Consider the following 16,438-nt stretch of genomic DNA (forward strand, 5'->3'; position numbering starts at 1 on the left):
TCTTGCGTATCGAGGCAGGCGGAGCCTGCCCGATAGCGCCTTGATACGCCATCGCCCAGAGGTCTCCACACAAAATCCACCCGGAGCCACCAACCCGCCGCCCCATCCCATCTCCAACCGCACAAAAACCCCACCTCTCACCGCAAACCCCACTCCCCGGCAACCGCGCGGCGCGGGCACCCGAACCACAACCACCAACAACCCCCACAACCCCCACAACCCCCGCAACCCCCGCAACCCCCGCAACCCCCGCAACCCCCGCAACCACCAACAACCCCCGAATCCCCACCGCCAAGCGCCATGACCGTCCACCCCCAACCTCCACCCCCACCCCCGGCAACCGCGCGGCGCGGGCACCCGACCCACAACCACACCCACCCACCCACCCACCGCCGGCCCGATCCTGAGTCCTAGTCGGTAATCCGGGACGTTTCGGGCTCGTGGGAAGTTGTGGGCCACGGGGCGTGACCCGCCGAATACGATCGGGTCTGCGAGGGAGGGGGATGAGTGTGTCCATGCGGTTCCGCCTGCTCGGCCCGGTCGAGTTGGTGCGTGACGGCCAGCCGGCGGCGGTGCGGGCGGGCAAGCACCGGATCGTGCTCGCGACCCTGCTGCTGCACACGGGGCGCACGGTCGGGGCGCAGGAGCTGATCGACAACCTGTGGGACGAGGACCCGCCGGACGGGGCGCGGACGACGCTGCGGGCCTACGTGATGCGGCTGCGGCAGGCGATCGGGGAGCCGGACCTGATCACGACGGTGACCGACGGGTACCGGGTGGACGTGCCGGTGGAGGACGTGGACGCGGGCCGCTTCGACCAGCTGTTGGCGCTGGCCCGGACGGCGCCGGCGAGTCGGGCGGTGAACCTGCTCAGCGACGGCCTGGCGCTGTGGCGCGGCCCGGCGCTGGCGGACGTGCCGAGTGCGCGGCTGCGGGAGAACGAGGCGATGGCGCTGGACGAGCGCCGGCTGCTGGCGTCGGAGCTGCGCCTGGACGCGCAGCTGACGCTGGGCCGCCACCAGGAGGTGGTGACCGAGCTGCGCGCGCTGACCACGGCCAACCCGCTGCGGGAGCGGTTCTGGGCCCAGCTGATGCTGGCCTTGTACCGGTCGGACCGGCAGGCCGAGGCGTTGACGATCTTCCACCAGGTGCGCCGGCTGCTGGCCGACGAGCTGGCGGTGGAGCCCAGCGCGGAGCTGCGCGACCTGCACCAGTCCATCCTCACCAGCGACCCGAAGCTGGCCCCGCCGGAGCCGAGCATCAGCTCGCAGGCCCCGGTGTTCCGGATGCCGGCCGACGGTCGGGAGTTCGTCGGTCGGGACGTTGAGCTGTCCCGGCTGACGGCCTTGCTGGCCCCGGCGCAGCTGGACCTCGCGGTCCCGGTGGTGACGCTGTCGGGGCCGGCCGGTGTGGGCAAGACCGCGTTGGCGGTGCGGGCGGCGGCCGAGCTGCGTCCCCGGTTCCCGGACGGCCAGCTGTTCGTGCACCTGCGGGGCCAGGCGCCGGCGCATCCGTTGACGGCGGCCGAGGTGCTGCCCCGGCTGTTGCGGGCGCTGGGGGTCGCGCCGAAACAGATCCCGGCCGACGAGGACGAGCAGATCTCGCTCTACCGCTCGCAGCTGGCCGGCAAGCGGGTCTTGTTGGTGCTGGACAACGCCGTCACGCCGGATCAGGTCCGCCCGTTGCTGCCCGGCGAGCCCGGCTGCGCGGTCCTGATCACCAGCCGCAACGCCCTGCGCGGCCTGATCGTGCTCCAGGGTGCGAGTCCGCTGAGCCTGGACGTGTTGGCGGCCAAGGACTCCGCCGCTCTGTTGACCGCGCTCCTCGGTGAACGGGCGGTGCGGGCCGAGCCCGAAGCCGCCGCCGAGCTGGCCACGCTGTGCGCGCATCTGCCGCAGGCGCTGCGCATCGCCGCCGGCTCCATCACGACCAGCGTCGCGGCGTACGTCAGCGAGCTGCGCAAGGGCGGCCTGCTGACCTCTCCCCTGGTCGCGAGCGACGAGGAAGCGGCGGTGTACGCGACCTTCGACCTGGCCTACCAGGCGCTGCCGCCGAAGGCCCGGCAGATGCTGCGGCTGCTCGGGCAGGCCCCGATCCTGGAGTTCGGCATCCTGGCGGCCGCAGCGGTCGCCGGTGAGCCCGGCGGCGAGGCCGATGACCTGCTGGGTGTCCTGGACCGGGCGCACCTGATCGACCAGCATCAGCCCAGCCGCTTCCACCTGCCCGACATGGTCCGCCGGCACGCCGGCAGCCGCGCCGGCGAGGATGAGCGCGGGCCGGCGCTGGACCGGCTCCGGGACAGCTACCTGCGCACCGCCGTCGCGGGGGTCGAGCAGGCGGGCCTCGCGCCGCCGTTCGACCTCGGCTTGCAGCCGGCCGACAACCAGGGGCCGGTGTGCCTGGCGTACGACCGCGACGTCATCCTCGGCTGGCTGGCCGACGAACGGACCAACCTGGTCGCGCTGATCCACGACGCCGCCGACAGCGGCGCGCCGGTGGGCTGGCAGCTGGCCGTGGCGATCAGCCGGTTCCTGGTCACCCACCGGCACTCGGCCGAGGCCGTGTCCACCGCCCAGGCCGCCCGCCGGCTGGCCGCCCGGCTCGGCGACGTCTTCGGCGAGGCCGCCGCCAACTACTGCCTGGCCACGGCCCACGCCGACCTCGGCCAGACCCGGCCGGCCCTGGACCACTTGGAGCAGGCGGTCGAGCTGTTCCGGGAGGTCGGCTCCACCGCCGGCGAGGCGGCCGCGCTGAGCGCCCTGGCCGCCACCCACGCGGAGCTGGGCGTCACCGAGCGGGCCGCGCCCAACGCGACCGACGCCCTGTCCCTGGCCCGGGCGGCCGGCGCGGTCGAGACCGAGGCCAAGACCCTCGCCCGGCTCGGCTACATCTACTTCGACCTTGGCCACTTCGACGAGTCGGTGGCCTTCCAGGAGCAGGCGCTGGAGTGCTACCGGCAGATCGGGTCGCCGGTCGGCGAGGCCCTGGTGCGCAACAACATGGCCAACTCCTACCGCGAGCTCGGCCGCTACGCCGAGGCACTCGAGCAGGCCGAGCAGTCGCAGCGGATCCGTCGCGCGGTCGGCGGCGACGACGAGTTCGACGTGCTGGACACGTTCGCGGCGGTGCACCTGGACATGGGGCGGTACGAGCTCGCGCGGCAGGAGGCCGAGACCTCGCACCGGCTCGCGGTGCGTGTCGGGGCCCGCGGCGCGACCGTGAACGCGCTGAACACCTTGGGCGCCCTCGACCTGGCCGCCGGCCGGCCCGACCTGGCGCTGCCCCGGCATGGCGACGCGTTGCAGCTCAGCCGGGCCATCGGTTTCGGCTACGGCGAGCTTCAGTCACAACTTGGCCTGGCCCGCGCCAAGCTGGCCGTGGGTGAGCTGTCCTCGGCACTGGCCCACGCCACGCAGGCGCTGGACATCGGCGACGCGGCGACGATGCGCTGCGCCGAGGCGGCGACACTGCACGTGATCGCCGAGATTCAGTTGGCCGCGGGGGAGACGGGCCCGGCCGTCGGCAGCGCCGACGCGGCCGTGGCGCTGGCCGCGCGGACCGGCCAGCGCCTGGTCGAGGGCAGATCCCTGGTCACGGCCGGTCGGGGGCATCGGGCGCTGGGCGCGACCGAGCAGGCCCGGCGGGCCTGGGAGCGGGCGGCGCGGGTGCTGGGCGAACTCGGGGCGCCCGAGGCCGCGACGGCCGCCGACCTGCTTCATGGTGACGGAGCGTGAACGAGAACGGGGCGAATTTCCGGCCGCCGGGGGCGGGCGGTCGACCGCCGTCTGCGCGAGAATATGGAGCTCAGCCTTCGCGAGTCGCCATGGTTGGTCGCCTCCTCGGGGTACGCGGGACGTACGGCCGACTACGCTGACGGCAGACACGTCGGGTGGTTGTCGATGCGGAGCGGTCGAACTAGAGGGGGTGTCGAGTTCCATTATGGCACTTCTCAGCATGGCTCTGCGCACGAGTATCGCACGATTTCGTGTCGTGAGGGGGACCGTCTCGAACTGGGACGTGTGGAAGCAGGCGCCGGGCTGGCTGGCATTCGCACTCAGTTGCGAGTTCGCCGCCGTCGCGTTGCCGATATCGGACGCCGTGCTGTTTCCCCGGCGCGGAATGGATTTGATCTGGCTGGCCGTGCTGCTGGCGCTGGGCGTCGGACAGGCCGAGCTGTCGGCCCGGATCGAGCGGATGCGGCGCTGGATGTCCGGCGAGACGCACATCAACATGACCTCGGTCTGGTACCTGGCCGGGGCGGTGCTGCTCTCGCCCGCGGTGGTCTCGCTGCTGGCTGCCCTGCTCTACCTGCACCTCTGGATCCGGGTCTGGCGGCACGTGCGGGCCCGGCCGCCGCACCGGGTGGCGGTGAGCACGGCCTGGGCGCTGCTGTCCTGCTTCGCCGCGTCGGCGGCGCTGCGGGTGACCGGGCTTGGCCCGCTCGACGTCGGCATGCCCTCGACCTGGCGGGCCGGCGCGATCGTGCTGACGGCCGCTCTGGTGTTCGAATCGGTCAACGCGTGCTTGGCCGCAGCCGGTATTTACCTGTACGGGCGGAAACGGTCGAGACAGGCGTTGCTCGGCACCTGGAGTGACAACGCCCTCGAAACGGTAACGCTGTGTCTCGGTGGTCTGGCCGCTCTCGCATTGGTCTATCAACCGGCACTCGTGCTCCTCGTGCTGCCGCCGCTGTTGATGTTGCATCGGAGTGTCCTGGTCAAACAGTTGGAAGTCGCGGCGAGCACCGATGACAAAACGGGATTGCTTAATGCACTTGCATGGCATGATTCCGCGCAACGGGAATACTCCAGATCGATACGCGAGAATAGAACTTTCGGCGTACTGATGGCCGATCTCGACTACTTCAAACGGGTGAACGACACCTACGGCCACGTGGCCGGCGACGTGGTCCTGAAGGCCGTCGCCGACACCCTGCGCGGGCAGGTCCGCGACTACGACGTGGTCGGCCGCTTCGGCGGCGAGGAGTTCGCCATCCTCCTTCCAGGGGCCACCGAGCCCGGCGCGATCACTGTGGGCGAGCGCATCCGCCTGGCCATCGCCGACATGGCGGTCAACGTCCCGCTGGACGGCATGCACGCCGACGTCGAGGGCCTGACCGTCTCCATCGGCATCGCCGTGCACCCGGCCGCCGGCGACACGCTGGAGAAGCTGCTGCTGGCCGCCGACACCGCCCTGTACCGCGCGAAAAGCGCTGGCCGCAACTGCGTGATCAGCAGTACACAGGCCCCGTGAGGGCCTACTACACGGCGGCCACGCTGGCCCGCCTGGGCGACGAGATGGTCGCCGTCGCGATCCCGCTGTTCATGTTGGCCCGCACCGGAAATCCCGCGCTGACCGGCGTCACGGTCGCCGCCTATTCGCTGCCGTCGATGCTCACCGGCCCGCTGCTCGGGTCGTGGTTGGACGGCACGCGGCACCGCCGGGCCGTGCTGGCCGCCAACCAGTCGGCGCTGGCCGTGTCCATGGTCGGGATCGTGCTCGCGCCGGCCTGGGCCGCGCCGCCGCTGGCCGTGCTGGCCGGCTTGGCGTTGCCGATGACCAGCGCCGGCTTCTCGGCGATGGTGCCGGGGCTGGCCGGCCCGGACCGGTTGACCAGGGCCAACTCTCTGGACTCGATGTCGTTCAGCGCGGCGGCCATGGCCGGGCCGGCCGTCGCCGGCCTGCTGGCCCGGCTGGCCACCCCGACGGGGTCGATCCTGGCCATCGCCGTGGCCGCCGTCGGCAGCATCGCCGCGCTGGCCTTCGTCGCCCCTGTGCCGCCGAATCCGCATGGCCGGCAGCCGGTGCTGACGGGGCTGCGGCATATCGTCCGCACGCCGCAGCTGCGCGCCGTCACGCTGGCCACGACCATGGCCTGGGGCTCGATGGGGCTGCTGCTCGTCGTGCTGCCGCTGCGCACCGAACAACTCGGCGTCGGCCAGGACCCGGCTGGTTTCCTGCTCACGGTGTTCGAGATCGGTTGCGTCGTCACCAATGTGGCCCTGATCCGGTTCCAGAACCGTTGGCGCACAGTGCTTGTCTCCATCGCCGCCTACGGTGTCGCACTCGGCTCGTGGTCGCTGGCCGGCAACTTCCCGGTGCTGCTGGGGCTGGCCCTGGTCGCCGGCCTGGCCATGGGGCCGCAGTTCCCGGCCCTGCTGGCCGCCCGCCAGCGCTACAGCCCGCCGCAGCTGCTCAGCCAGGTCGGCACCACCGGCGCCAGCCTCAAGATCGGCGCGTTCTCGCTGGGGGCGGTGCTGGTCGGCCCGGTGCTGCCGGCGCTCGGCGTGCCCGGGGTGATCGCGCTGGTCGGCGGGCTCCAGGTGCTGGCCGCCGCCCTGGGCTGGCTGGTCAGCCGACCGAGGTCAGCGCCGGAGCCCGATGCCGAAGCGACAGCAGCCCGCCGACCAGCAGCGTGATCAGCACGCCGGTCAGCGTGTACCAGGGGAAGGCCAGCCCGACCGACTTGCCGCCGACGGCGAACTTCAGCGACACGATCACCGCCATCGCCGCCACCGTGACCAGGAAGGCGATCACCGCGTCGGCCTGGGATGCCCGTTTCACCAGCAGCCCCAACACGAACGAGCCGAGCAGCGCGCCATAGGTGTAGCCGGTGATGCCCAGCCCGAGCTCGATCACCGGGCCGGTGGTGCTGGAGAACATGGAGCCGAACACCACGAACACGGCCGCCCACACCAGGGTCCAGATCCGGCCGTGCCGCAACGCCGAGTCCTCCGGCAGGGGCTGTTTCCGGAACCGCTGGTACAGGTCGCTGACCGTGGACGTGGACAGCGCGTTCAGCGCCGAGGCCAGCGCGCCCATGGTGGAGGCCAGGATGCCGGCGATCAGCAGCCCGGCCACGCCGACCGGCAGGTCCTCGACGATGAACTTGGCGAAGAAGCCGTCGGTGTTGGTCAGTCCCAGCGAGGCCGGCGTCGCGCCGTGGTAAAGCACCCACAGCCCGGCCCCGACCAGCAGGAACAGTCCGAATTGGACGAACACGATGATGCCGCTGCCGATCAGCGCCTTCTGCCCGTCGCGCAGGCTGCGGGTGGCCAGAAGCCGTTGCACGATCAGCTGATCCGTGCCGTGCGAGGCCATCGCGAACACCGCGCCGCCGACGATCGCCGTGACGAAGGCGTACTGGCTGAACAGCGGGTTGGACGTGAAGTCGAAGAACTGCAAGCGATTCCCGGTTGCGGCCACCGACAGCCAGTCGCTGGGCAGCCGTGAGGCCAGCACGCCGACGGCCACCAGTGCGCCGCCGAGGTAGAGGGCCAGCTGCACGACGTCGACCCACACCACCGACCGCACGCCGCCGACGTAGGTGTAGATCACGGTGAGCACCGTCAACCCGAGCACGATGTGCCAGTACGCGGTGTGAATCCCGTAGCTGGCCAGGATGGCCTGGATCGGGATCGCCCCGGCGAACAGCCGCACGCCCTCGGCCAGCAGCCGCGTGACGACGAAGGCCAGCGAGGCCACGCCCTGCGCGGCGGTGCCGAAGCGCTGGCCCAGGAAGGCGTAGGCGGTGACCAGGTTTCCCTTGAAGTAGCGGGGAAGCAGGATTATCGACACCAGGATGCGGCCGATGATGTAGCCCAGGGCCAGCTGGAGGTAGGTGAATCCGGTGCCCCACACCAGACCCGGCGTGCTGATCACCGTGAGGGTCGAGGTCTCGGTGGCCACCACCGACAGGCACACCGCCCACCACGGCAGGTTTCGGCCGCCGACGAAGAAGTCCGCGCCGGTGCGCTGCCTGCCGCGCAGCAGCAGGCCGATCACCGGCATGGCCAGCAGGTAGAGCACGATGATGACCAGGTCAACGGGATGCATCGGGGGCCTCCACGCGTAGCTTCGTCACCGGGATGTCGGGCGGGGGCGGCGGGCGCAGCGGCCCGCGGCCGGGGGTCACGGAGCCGAGCAGCCGACCGTTGGCCGGCACGCCCTGCCAGGTCAGGAAGCCGAGCAGCGCCGTCAGATAGCCCTCCTTGGCGTCGCTCGGCAGCCCGAAGTCGTCGCTGACGCACAGCTCAGCCGGGGCCAGGCGGCGTTGCAGGGCCCGCATCAGGACCGGGTTCCGCACGCCGCCGCCGGAGGCCACGACCACGTCCGCGCCGTGCTTCCGGCAGGCATCGGCGACGGTGACGGCGGTCAGCTCGACCAGCGTGGCCATCACGTCTTCGAGCACGCGGTGCTCCATGCCGTCGAGATAGCCGACGTGGAACAGCTCCTTGCCGGTGGACTTCGGCGCCGGCCGCGCGTAGTACGGCTCCCGCAGCAGCAGTTCCAGCAGATCGGGTTGCACGGTGCCGTCGGCGGCGAGCTCGCCGTCCTCGTCCTGGTGCAGCCCGACCCGGCGCGCGGTGAGATCCAGCAGTGCGTTGCCGGGGCCGGTGTCGTAGGCGATCGGGGCCCGGCCCGGCGTGACGACAGTGATGTTGGCGATGCCGCCGAGGTTCAGCCCGACCCACGTCCGGTCGTCCCGGCCGCCGAGCCACAACGCGTCGAGGATCGCCGCCAGCGGCGCGCCGTGACCGCCGCGGGCCACGTCACGGGCGCGGAGGTCGGCGACCGTCGGCAGCCCGGTGGCCTCGGCGATCCACGCCGGCTGCCCGAGCTGGAGCGTGCCTTCGCACTTGTCGCCCTCCACCCAGTGATAGATGGTCTGCCCCAGCGAGGCGACGAGCTCCAGGTCCGGATGGGTGGCAAGCGCTTGCGTGGCGGCGTCGGCGAAGGCCTGGCCGACCCAGGTGTCCAGCTGGCACAGCTTGGCCGCCGTGCAGTCATTGGGCGGCAGCGCCGCCAACAGCTCCGCGTGGACGTTCGGCGGATAGGGCGCGGCGGCCGCGTGCAACGGGGTCATCGTCACGGTGTCGCCGGCCAGGCGCAGCTCGGCCACGGCCGTGTCGATGCCGTCCATCGACGTGCCGGAGATCAGGCCGAGCACCTTCATGGGTGTTTCTTACCAAACCGGACGCCGACACGTTAGATGTTGGCGAAGACCGGGATGCGAGGATGGGACGGTGCTGACCCCGGACATGCTGCTCCTGATCGGCGTCGCCGTGCTGGCGGTGCTGCTCGTCGCCCTGGTGGTCGGGCTGGTGCTGGCCCGGCGCCGCCGGATCGACATGACCCGGAAGGAGGAGCTGGACAAGCCGAAGTCCGGCGGCTATCAGGCCGGCGGCGGCTTCACCCTCTCCGCGGGCGGCGGCACGGCCACCGTCGACCCGGTCGAGCATCCGGTGGCCGACCGCACCGAGACCGACGGCCAGCCCGGCGTCGGCGACGACGCCGCCGTGCCGCGCGACTCCGAGCGCCGCACCCTGGTCGACGTCGACCTGCCCGAGCCGGTCGTGGAACCCGAGCCGGAACCCGAGCCCGAGCTCGATGAGATCGAGCCCACCGCCGGCCGCATGCAGCGGCTGCGCGGCCGGCTGGCCCGGTCCCAGACCATGTTCGGCAAGAGCCTGCTCGGCCTGCTCGGCGCCGGCGACCTCGACGAGGACTCGTGGACCGACATCGAGGACCAGCTGCTGATGGCCGACCTCGGCGCGGCCACCTCGGCCGAGATCGTCGGCACCCTGCGCACCAAGATCGTCGCCCAGGGCGTGCGCGACGCCGAGGGCGCGCGGGCGCTGCTGCGTGAGGTGCTGATCGACTCCCTGCACCCCGACATGAACCGGGCCGTGCGGGCGCTGCCCGACGACGGCAAGCCGGCCGTGCTGCTGGTCGTCGGCGTGAACGGCACCGGCAAGACCACCACCACCGGCAAGCTGGCCCGGGTGCTCGTCGCCGACGGCCGGACCGTGCTGCTCGGCGCGGCCGACACCTTCCGCGCCGCCGCCGCCGAACAGCTGGCCACCTGGGGCTCCCGGGTCGGCGCGGAGATCGTGCGGGGCAAGGAGGGGGCCGACCCGGCCGCCGTCGCCTTCGACGCCGTCAAGCAGGGCGTGGACAGCAAGGTCGACGCCGTGCTGGTCGACACCGCCGGCCGGCTGCACACCAAGACCGGCCTGATGGACGAGCTGGGCAAGGTCAAGCGGGTGGTGGAGAAGCAGGCCCCGGTCGACGAGGTGCTGCTGGTCCTGGACGCCACCACCGGCCAGAACGGCCTGACCCAGGCCCGGGTGTTCGCCGAGGTGGTCGACGTGACCGGGGTCGTGCTGACCAAGCTGGACGGCACTGCCAAGGGCGGCATCGTGTTCCAGGTCCAGCGCGAGCTCGGCGTCCCGGTCAAGCTGGTCGGCCTGGGAGAGGGCCCCGACGACCTGGCCCCCTTCGAACCCGCCGCCTTCGTCGACGCCCTCCTGGGCTGACTTCGAGCTTGGAAGGGGGCTTTCCTCCACTCGGAGTGGAGGAAAGCCCCCTTCCAAGTGTCAACCCCCGGCATCTGGGCGGTCGCGTTTCCAACCGGTGACGGCCCGTGGACAGGTCTTGACACACCGTCTGTGCGCCACGTTGGATTCCCGTCAAACCTGGTAACGGGATTCCGTATCGCGGAATTTCTGGCGGGGAGGTTCTCGATGCGACTGCGCCACCTGCTGGCCCTGGTGCCCGTGCTGGGCATGCTGGGCGGCGCGTTCTTCGCCGACCGGACCGAGCCGTACGTGCTCGGCCTGCCGTTCATCCTGTTCTGGATGGTGGCCTGCGTGGTGCTCACCTCGGTGGTGCTGGCCGTGATCTACACACTCGACCCGGCCAACCGGAGCGGCGAGTGACCGCGCTGCTGGTGGTCGCGGCCACCGTCCTGATCGCGGTGGCCCTGGCGCTACAGGCGCGCCGCGGGCACGACATGAACCTGGAACAGTGGTCGGTCGGCGGCCGGGGCTTCGGCTCGATCTTCGTGTTCCTGCTGATGGCCGGCGAGATCTACACGACCTTCACCTTCCTGGGCGGCTCCGGCTGGGCCTACGGCAAGGGCGGCCCGGCCTTCTACATCCTCTGCTACGGCTCGCTGGCCTTCATCATGTCGTACTGGCTGCTGCCGACCGTCTGGCGCTACGCCAAGCGCCGCAACCTGTTGTCCCAGGCCGACTTCTACACCGCCAAGTTCGACAGCCCCGGCCTGGGCGTGCTGGTGTCGCTGGTCGGCGTGGTGGCGCTGGTGCCGTACCTGGTGCTACAGCTCAAGGGCCTGGGCAACATCGTGTCCGAGACCTCCGGCGGCCGCATCCCCTACGCCTGGTCGATCATCGCCGGCACCGTGGTGCTCGCGGCGTACGTGACGATCTCCGGCGTGCGCGGCTCGGCCTGGACCGCGGCGCTGAAGGACGTCGTGATCCTGGTGGTCGTGGTGTTCCTGGGCATCTACCTGCCGCTGCACTACTTCGGCGGCTTCGACGCCATGTTCCACGCCATCGACGCGGCCAAGCCGGGCTTCCTCACGTTGCCGGACAAGGGCATGAGCTCCAGCTGGTTCGTGTCCACGGTGCTGCTGTCGGCGTTCGGCTTCTACATGTGGCCGCACTCGTTCAGCGCCGTCTACACCGCCCGCGACGAGAAGGTGTTCCGCCGCAACGCGGTCGTGCTGCCGCTCTACCAGCTGATCCTGCTGTTCGTGTTCTTCGCCGGCTTCGCCGCGGTGCTGGTGGTGCCCGGCCTCAAGGGCAGCGACGGCGACCTGTCGCTGCTGCGGATCACCACCAAGACCTTCGACCCCTGGTTCGTCGGCGTGGTCGGCGGCGCGGGCGTGCTGACCGCCCTGGTGCCCGGCTCGCTGATCCTGATGACCTCGGCGACCATGCTGGCCAAGAACATCTACCGGGTGGCTCGGCCGGACACCACCGACCGGCAGGTCGGCACGCTGGCCAAGATCCTGGTGCCTGTGGTCGCGCTGGTCGCCTTGTACTTCACGTTCAACGGCGGCGACACCATCGTCTCGCTGCTGCTGATGGGCTACTCGCTGGTGACCCAGCTGTTCCCGTCGATGGTGCTCAGCCTGTGCAAGCGCCGCCTGGTCACCACCGCCGGCGCGGCCGCCGGCATCGTGGCCGGGGTGGCCGTGGTCGCGGCGTTCACCATCAGCGGGGCGACCATGGCCGGCGTGGCCCCGTGGCTGCCGCAGCCGCTCAAGGACCTCAACACCGGCGTGGTGGCGCTGGTGGTCAACGTGGTCGTGCTGGCCGTGGTCACGATGATCACCCGTCGCCACCGTGCGGTGCGGGGTGCGCCGACCGAGTCGGTCACGGTCTGAAGTCGCCACCAGATCGGGCGACGCACTGCACCCCGCCCGTTGACCGAACGTCACCGAAACCGGGTGGGTAGGGCCGTCGAAATGCCCTGTTAACACCGGACCGCCGACAGTTCACACCGGCGAAACATGGCGCGAAGACCGGCGAAACAGCCGATGTCGATGCTTCCGTGCAACTGGCGCCCGCACGGGAGGACGATGTGAACACAGGAGACACCGCCTGGGTGTTGGCCAGCGCCGCGCTGGTCATGCTGATGACACCGGGACTCGCGTTCTTCTACGGCGGCATGGTCCGCTCCAAGAGCGTGCTGAACATGCTCATGCTGAACTTCATCGCGCTCGCCGTGGTGACCGTGCTGTGGATGCTCTACGGCTACAGCGAGGCGTTCGGCAACGACGCCTTCTCCGGTCTGGTCGGCAACTTCGACAACTCCGGACTGGCCGGCACGGTCGGCCAGCTGACCGGGCCGAAGGATCATCAGATCCCGGTGCTGGCGTTTGTCATGTTCCAGCTGATGTTCGCGGTGATCACCCCGGCGCTGATCTCCGGCGCGATCGCCGACCGCACCAAGTTCTGGTCCTGGGTGATCTTCCTGATCGTCTGGGTCACCCTCGTCTACTTCCCGGTCGCGCACTGGGTGTTCGCCTTCGACTCGGCCGACGGCTCCACCCTCGGCGGCTGGCTGGCCAACCGGATCAAGGCGCTCGACTTCGCCGGCGGAACGGCGGTCCATATCAACGCCGGCGCCGCCGGCCTGGCCCTGGCCCTGGTTCTCGGGCGCCGCAAGGGCTGGCCGAAGGAGCCGATGCGTCCTCACAACGTGCCGTTCGTGCTGCTGGGCGCCAGCCTGCTGTGGTTCGGCTGGTACGGCTTCAACGCCGGCTCCGCGCTGGCCGCCGGCGACCTCGCCTCCGTCGCCTTCACCACCACCACCGTGGCCACCGCCGCCGCCGTCCTCGGCTGGCTGATCACCGAGCAGGTGCGTGACGGCAAGCCGACAACCCTCGGCGCGGCGTCGGGCGCGGTCGCCGGCCTGGTCGCCATCACTCCCGCCTGTGCCTTCGTCAACCCGCTCGGGGCCGCCGCCATCGGCCTCATCGCCGGCGTCGTCTGCGCCCTGGCCGTGGGCCTGAAGTTCCGCCTCGGCTTCGACGACTCGCTCGACGTGGTCGGCGTGCACCTGGTCGGCGGCATCATCGGCACCCTGCTGATCGGCTTCTTCGGCACCACCAGCGTCAACTCGGCCGGGGCCGACGGATTGTTCTACGGCGGCGGATTCACCCAGTTGGGCAAGCAGGCCATCGGCGCGTTCTCGGTGCTGGCCTACTCGTTCGTGCTCACCTTCATCATCGGCTGGGTCATCAAGAAGACGATCGGGTTCCGGGTCGACGCCGAGGCCGAGGTCACCGGCATCGACGAGAGCGAGCACGCGGAGACGGCCTACGAGCTCGGCGGCTTCGTGGGCGCCGGTCGCGGCGTGGGCAAGGTTTCCGGCGGCACGAACACGGTCCTGGAGGGCAGCAAGTCATGAAGCTGGTGACGGCGATCATCAAGCCGTTCGTGCTGGACGACGTCAAGGCGTCGCTCGAGCGGCTGGGCGTGCTGGGCATGACCGTCAGCGAGGTGCAGGGCTTCGGGCGGCAGAAGGGCCACACCGAGGTCTACCGCGGCGCCGAGTACGCCGTGGACTTCGTGCCCAAGCTGCGGGTCGAGGTGCTGGTCGACGACCTGACCGTGGACAAGGTGGTGGACGCCGTGGTCGAGGCGGCCCGCACCGGCAAGATCGGCGACGGCAAGGTCTGGGTCGTGCCGGTGGAGACCGTGGTCAGGGTGCGGACTGGAGAACGCGGCAACGACGCATTGTGATCGGAGGTTCGCATGACTGATCTGGGGGCTGTCACTGCGGACGACCTGGTGCGGGCTCGGGACCTGTTGCTCAAGCCCGCCCCGGGTCACCGCCGGTTGCCGGCGGACGCGCTGAGAGAGGCGCTGGTCGACCTGCACGAGTTCTGGCTCACCGCCCACGCCGGCAGCGCCGGCGTGGGCGCGGGGGCCGCCCTGGTGGCCGTCGGCGCCCTGGGCCGGCGGGAACTCGTGCCGGGCTCGGACCTCGACCTCGTTCTCGTCCACAGTGGACGCAAGGACATCGAGTCCGTGGCCGAGAAACTGTGGTACCCGCTGTGGAACTCCGGCATCGGGCTGGACCATTCCGTGCGGACGGTCGGCGAGGCGCTGCGGGTGGCCGGCAGCGACCTGCGGGTGGCGCTGGGCCTGCTGGAGGCCCGCTACCTCGCCGGCGACCAGGAGGTCGCCGACCGGCTGATCCAGTCGGCCCGGCAGCAGTGGCGGTCCGGCATCCGGGAGCGTCTCGACGAGCTCGCCGACCAGGCCAAGCGGCGCTGGGCGGTGTCCGGCGAGGTGGCGCACCGGGTGGAGCCCGACCTCAAGCACGGGCGCGGCGGGCTGCGGGACCTGCAACTCGTGGACGCGCTGGCCGTCGCCCAGGTGATCGACCGGCCCGGGGCCGATGTCGAGCAGGCCCGCGAGCTGCTGCTCGATGTGCGCACGGAATTGCGACGCGCCAGTGGAAAGCCTCGTGACGTGCTGCATGCCCAGGAGGGCGACGAGGTCGCCTCGGCTTTGTCCATGGGGGACCGTTTCGGTCTCGCCCGCGCCCTCTCCTCGGCCGGGCGGACCGTCGTCTACGCCGTCGACGTCGCCCTGCGTTCGGCCCGGGCTGCCGCTCCCCGTAAGGGAATCGGCGCGTTCGGCCGGTCGGCTTTGCGGCGTGGCCCGGCAAGGCGGCCCTTGGACGACGGCGTTGTCTTGCACGGCAACGAAGTCGCCCTCGCTCGCGACGCCGTGCCCAGCCGTGACCCGGGGCTGCTGCTCCGCGTGGCCGGGTCGGCCGCCCGTACCAACAGCCCCATCGCCGCCGGCACCCTGACCCGGCTCGCCGACTCCTCGCCGGAGCTGCGCAAGCCGTGGCCGCGCGAGGCCCGGGACGAGCTGCTTTCCTTGCTGGGCACCGGCCCCGGGCTCATCGACGTCGTCGAGGCCTACGACCGGACCGGGCTGTGGGGGCGGCTGTTCCCCGAGTGGGGCGCCGTCCGCGACCTGCCGCCGCGGGACCTGGCCCACACCTGGACCGTCGACCGGCACCTCGTGCAGGCCACCGCCCAGGCCGCCCGGCTGGCCACCACCGTCTCCCGGCCCGATCTCCTGCTGCTGGCGGCTTTGCTGCACGACATCGGCAAGGGGCGCGACGCCGACCACTCCGAGGTCGGGGCCGCCCTGGCCACCCAGATCGGCGAGCGGCTCGGCCTGTGGCCCAACGACGTCCAGGTGCTGTCCTCGGCCGTGCGGCACCACCTGCTGCTGCCGCACACCGCCACCCGTCGTGACGTCGAGGACGACGCCACCGTCGCCCGGGTCGTCGAGACCCTCGACGGCGATCCCGTGCTGCTGGAGTTGTTGCACGCCTTGGCCGAGGCCGACTCGCTGGCCACCGGTCCCGGCGTGTGGACCGACTGGAAGGCCGGCCTCATCGCCGACCTCGTGCGTCGGTGCCGCTCCGCCATGGCCGGCGAGCCCGCTCCCCGGCCCGAGCCGCTGGACGCCGAGCAACAGGCCTTGGCCCAGAAGGTTTCCCTGTCCGGCAAGCCCGACGTGCTGATCACCGAGGACCGCTCCTCCGCCATCGTCACCGTCGTCGCCCCCGACCGTCCCGGCCTGCTCTCCCGGGCCGCCGGCGTGCTGGCCCTCAATTCCCTCGAGGTCCACTCCGCCGTCCTTCGCAGCCACTCCGCCGTCGCCGTCGACATCTTCTCCGTGTCTCCCCGCTTCGGCTCCCTGCCCGACGCCGGGCTGGTCCGGGAGCAGCTCACCCGCGCCATCTCCGGCGAGCTACCGCTGGCCGAACGCCTCTCCGCCAAGGAACGCGACTACGGCGGTCCCCCCACCGACGCCCCACCCCCTCGCGTCCTCTGGTTCGACGACGAGGCCTCCGGCGCCCTGGTCCTGGAACTCCGCGCCGCCGACCGCATCGGCCTGCTCCACCTCGTCGCCGCCACCCTGGAGGCCAACAAGCTCGACGTCCGCTGGGCCAAGGTCGCCACCCTCGGCGGCACCGTCGTCGACTCCTTCTGCCTCGTCCCCCACGACGGCGAAGACCTCGACCCCGCCCGCCGCCGCGCCATCGAACGCGCCGTAGTGGCCGCCGCCAAGGGCTGAGGCGACCGTCA

The 16,438-nt window shown here is 71.3% G+C and carries 11 protein-coding genes; 9 read left to right on the top strand and 2 right to left on the bottom strand.

What is annotated here, in order from left to right:
• Positions 1-503: 503 nt before the first annotated feature.
• The 3 genes from ACIG5F_RS25970 (at position 504) to ACIG5F_RS25980 (ending at position 6,419) form a co-directional block, all read left to right on the top strand.
• Entirely contained in the window at positions 504-3,734 is a 3,231-nt protein-coding gene (locus ACIG5F_RS25970) for a BTAD domain-containing putative transcriptional regulator (protein WP_396521685.1), read from the top strand.
• Between the two features lie 205 nt (positions 3,735-3,939).
• Positions 3,940-5,253 (top strand): diguanylate cyclase, encoded by a 1,314-nt coding sequence (locus ACIG5F_RS25975; protein ID WP_396521687.1) that lies wholly within the window; start codon positions 3,940-3,942, stop codon positions 5,251-5,253.
• Positions 5,250-6,419 (top strand): MFS transporter, encoded by a 1,170-nt coding sequence (locus ACIG5F_RS25980; protein ID WP_396521689.1) that lies wholly within the window; start codon positions 5,250-5,252, stop codon positions 6,417-6,419. The genes ACIG5F_RS25975 and ACIG5F_RS25980 overlap by 4 nt, the downstream gene beginning before the upstream one ends.
• On the opposite strand, the gene ACIG5F_RS25985 is transcribed toward ACIG5F_RS25980, so the two are convergent.
• Complete coding sequence (locus ACIG5F_RS25985; protein ID WP_396521691.1) at positions 6,352-7,836, bottom strand: sodium:solute symporter; 1,485 nt, start codon at positions 7,834-7,836, stop codon at positions 6,352-6,354. The genes ACIG5F_RS25980 and ACIG5F_RS25985 overlap by 68 nt on opposite strands.
• The gene (locus ACIG5F_RS25990) at positions 7,823-8,956 is read right to left on the bottom strand and encodes an anhydro-N-acetylmuramic acid kinase (RefSeq protein WP_396521693.1); all 1,134 of its coding nucleotides are present in this window, start codon (positions 8,954-8,956) and stop codon (positions 7,823-7,825) included. Before ACIG5F_RS25990 ends, ACIG5F_RS25985 begins: the two co-directional genes overlap by 14 nt.
• Positions 8,957-9,041: 85 nt before the next feature.
• On the opposite strand from ACIG5F_RS25990, the gene ftsY reads away from it, so the two are divergent.
• From ftsY to ACIG5F_RS26020, 6 genes are all read left to right on the top strand, one after another.
• Positions 9,042-10,319: a signal recognition particle-docking protein FtsY gene (ftsY, locus tag ACIG5F_RS25995; RefSeq protein ID WP_396522048.1), complete on the top strand. Its 1,278-nt coding sequence runs from the start codon at positions 9,042-9,044 to the stop codon at positions 10,317-10,319.
• 207 nt (positions 10,320-10,526) lie between these two features.
• Complete coding sequence (locus ACIG5F_RS26000) at positions 10,527-10,721, top strand: DUF3311 domain-containing protein (RefSeq protein ID WP_396521695.1); 195 nt, start codon at positions 10,527-10,529, stop codon at positions 10,719-10,721.
• Complete coding sequence (locus ACIG5F_RS26005) at positions 10,718-12,196, top strand: sodium:solute symporter (RefSeq protein WP_396521697.1); 1,479 nt, start codon at positions 10,718-10,720, stop codon at positions 12,194-12,196. Before ACIG5F_RS26000 ends, ACIG5F_RS26005 begins: the two co-directional genes overlap by 4 nt.
• 245 nt (positions 12,197-12,441) lie before the next feature.
• Positions 12,442-13,725 carry an ammonium transporter gene (locus ACIG5F_RS26010; protein ID WP_396522049.1) on the top strand — a complete coding sequence of 428 codons (1,284 nt, stop codon included), beginning with the start codon at positions 12,442-12,444 and terminating at the stop codon, positions 13,723-13,725.
• Positions 13,722-14,060, top strand: coding sequence for a P-II family nitrogen regulator (locus tag ACIG5F_RS26015; protein ID WP_396521699.1), 339 nt, complete (start codon positions 13,722-13,724; stop codon positions 14,058-14,060). Before ACIG5F_RS26010 ends, ACIG5F_RS26015 begins: the two co-directional genes overlap by 4 nt.
• Positions 14,061-14,072: 12 nt before the next feature.
• Entirely contained in the window at positions 14,073-16,427 is a 2,355-nt protein-coding gene (locus ACIG5F_RS26020) for a [protein-PII] uridylyltransferase (protein ID WP_396521701.1), read from the top strand.
• Positions 16,428-16,438: the final 11 nt, after the last annotated feature.

It is taken from the genome of Kutzneria sp. NPDC052558, assembly GCF_044547355.1.
Classification (GTDB): Bacteria; Actinomycetota; Actinomycetes; order Mycobacteriales; family Pseudonocardiaceae; genus Kutzneria.

What these genes read in the sequence shown, in the direction of transcription:
- ACIG5F_RS25970 (WP_396521685.1), top strand. Translation starts at nt 504, where the DNA reads ATGAGTGTGTCCATGCGGTTCCGCCTGCTCGGCCCGGTCGAGTTGGTG.
- ACIG5F_RS25975 (WP_396521687.1), top strand. Translation starts at nt 3,940, where the DNA reads ATGGCACTTCTCAGCATGGCTCTGCGCACGAGTATCGCACGATTTCGT.
- ACIG5F_RS25985 (WP_396521691.1), bottom strand. Translation starts at nt 7,836, where the DNA reads ATGCATCCCGTTGACCTGGTCATCATCGTGCTCTACCTGCTGGCCATG.
- ACIG5F_RS25990 (WP_396521693.1), bottom strand. Translation starts at nt 8,956, where the DNA reads ATGAAGGTGCTCGGCCTGATCTCCGGCACGTCGATGGACGGCATCGAC.
- ftsY (WP_396522048.1), top strand. Translation starts at nt 9,042, where the DNA reads ATGCTGCTCCTGATCGGCGTCGCCGTGCTGGCGGTGCTGCTCGTCGCC.
- ACIG5F_RS26000 (WP_396521695.1), top strand. Translation starts at nt 10,527, where the DNA reads ATGCGACTGCGCCACCTGCTGGCCCTGGTGCCCGTGCTGGGCATGCTG.
- ACIG5F_RS26010 (WP_396522049.1), top strand. Translation starts at nt 12,442, where the DNA reads ATGCTGATGACACCGGGACTCGCGTTCTTCTACGGCGGCATGGTCCGC.
- ACIG5F_RS26015 (WP_396521699.1), top strand. Translation starts at nt 13,722, where the DNA reads ATGAAGCTGGTGACGGCGATCATCAAGCCGTTCGTGCTGGACGACGTC.
- ACIG5F_RS26020 (WP_396521701.1), top strand. Translation starts at nt 14,073, where the DNA reads ATGACTGATCTGGGGGCTGTCACTGCGGACGACCTGGTGCGGGCTCGG.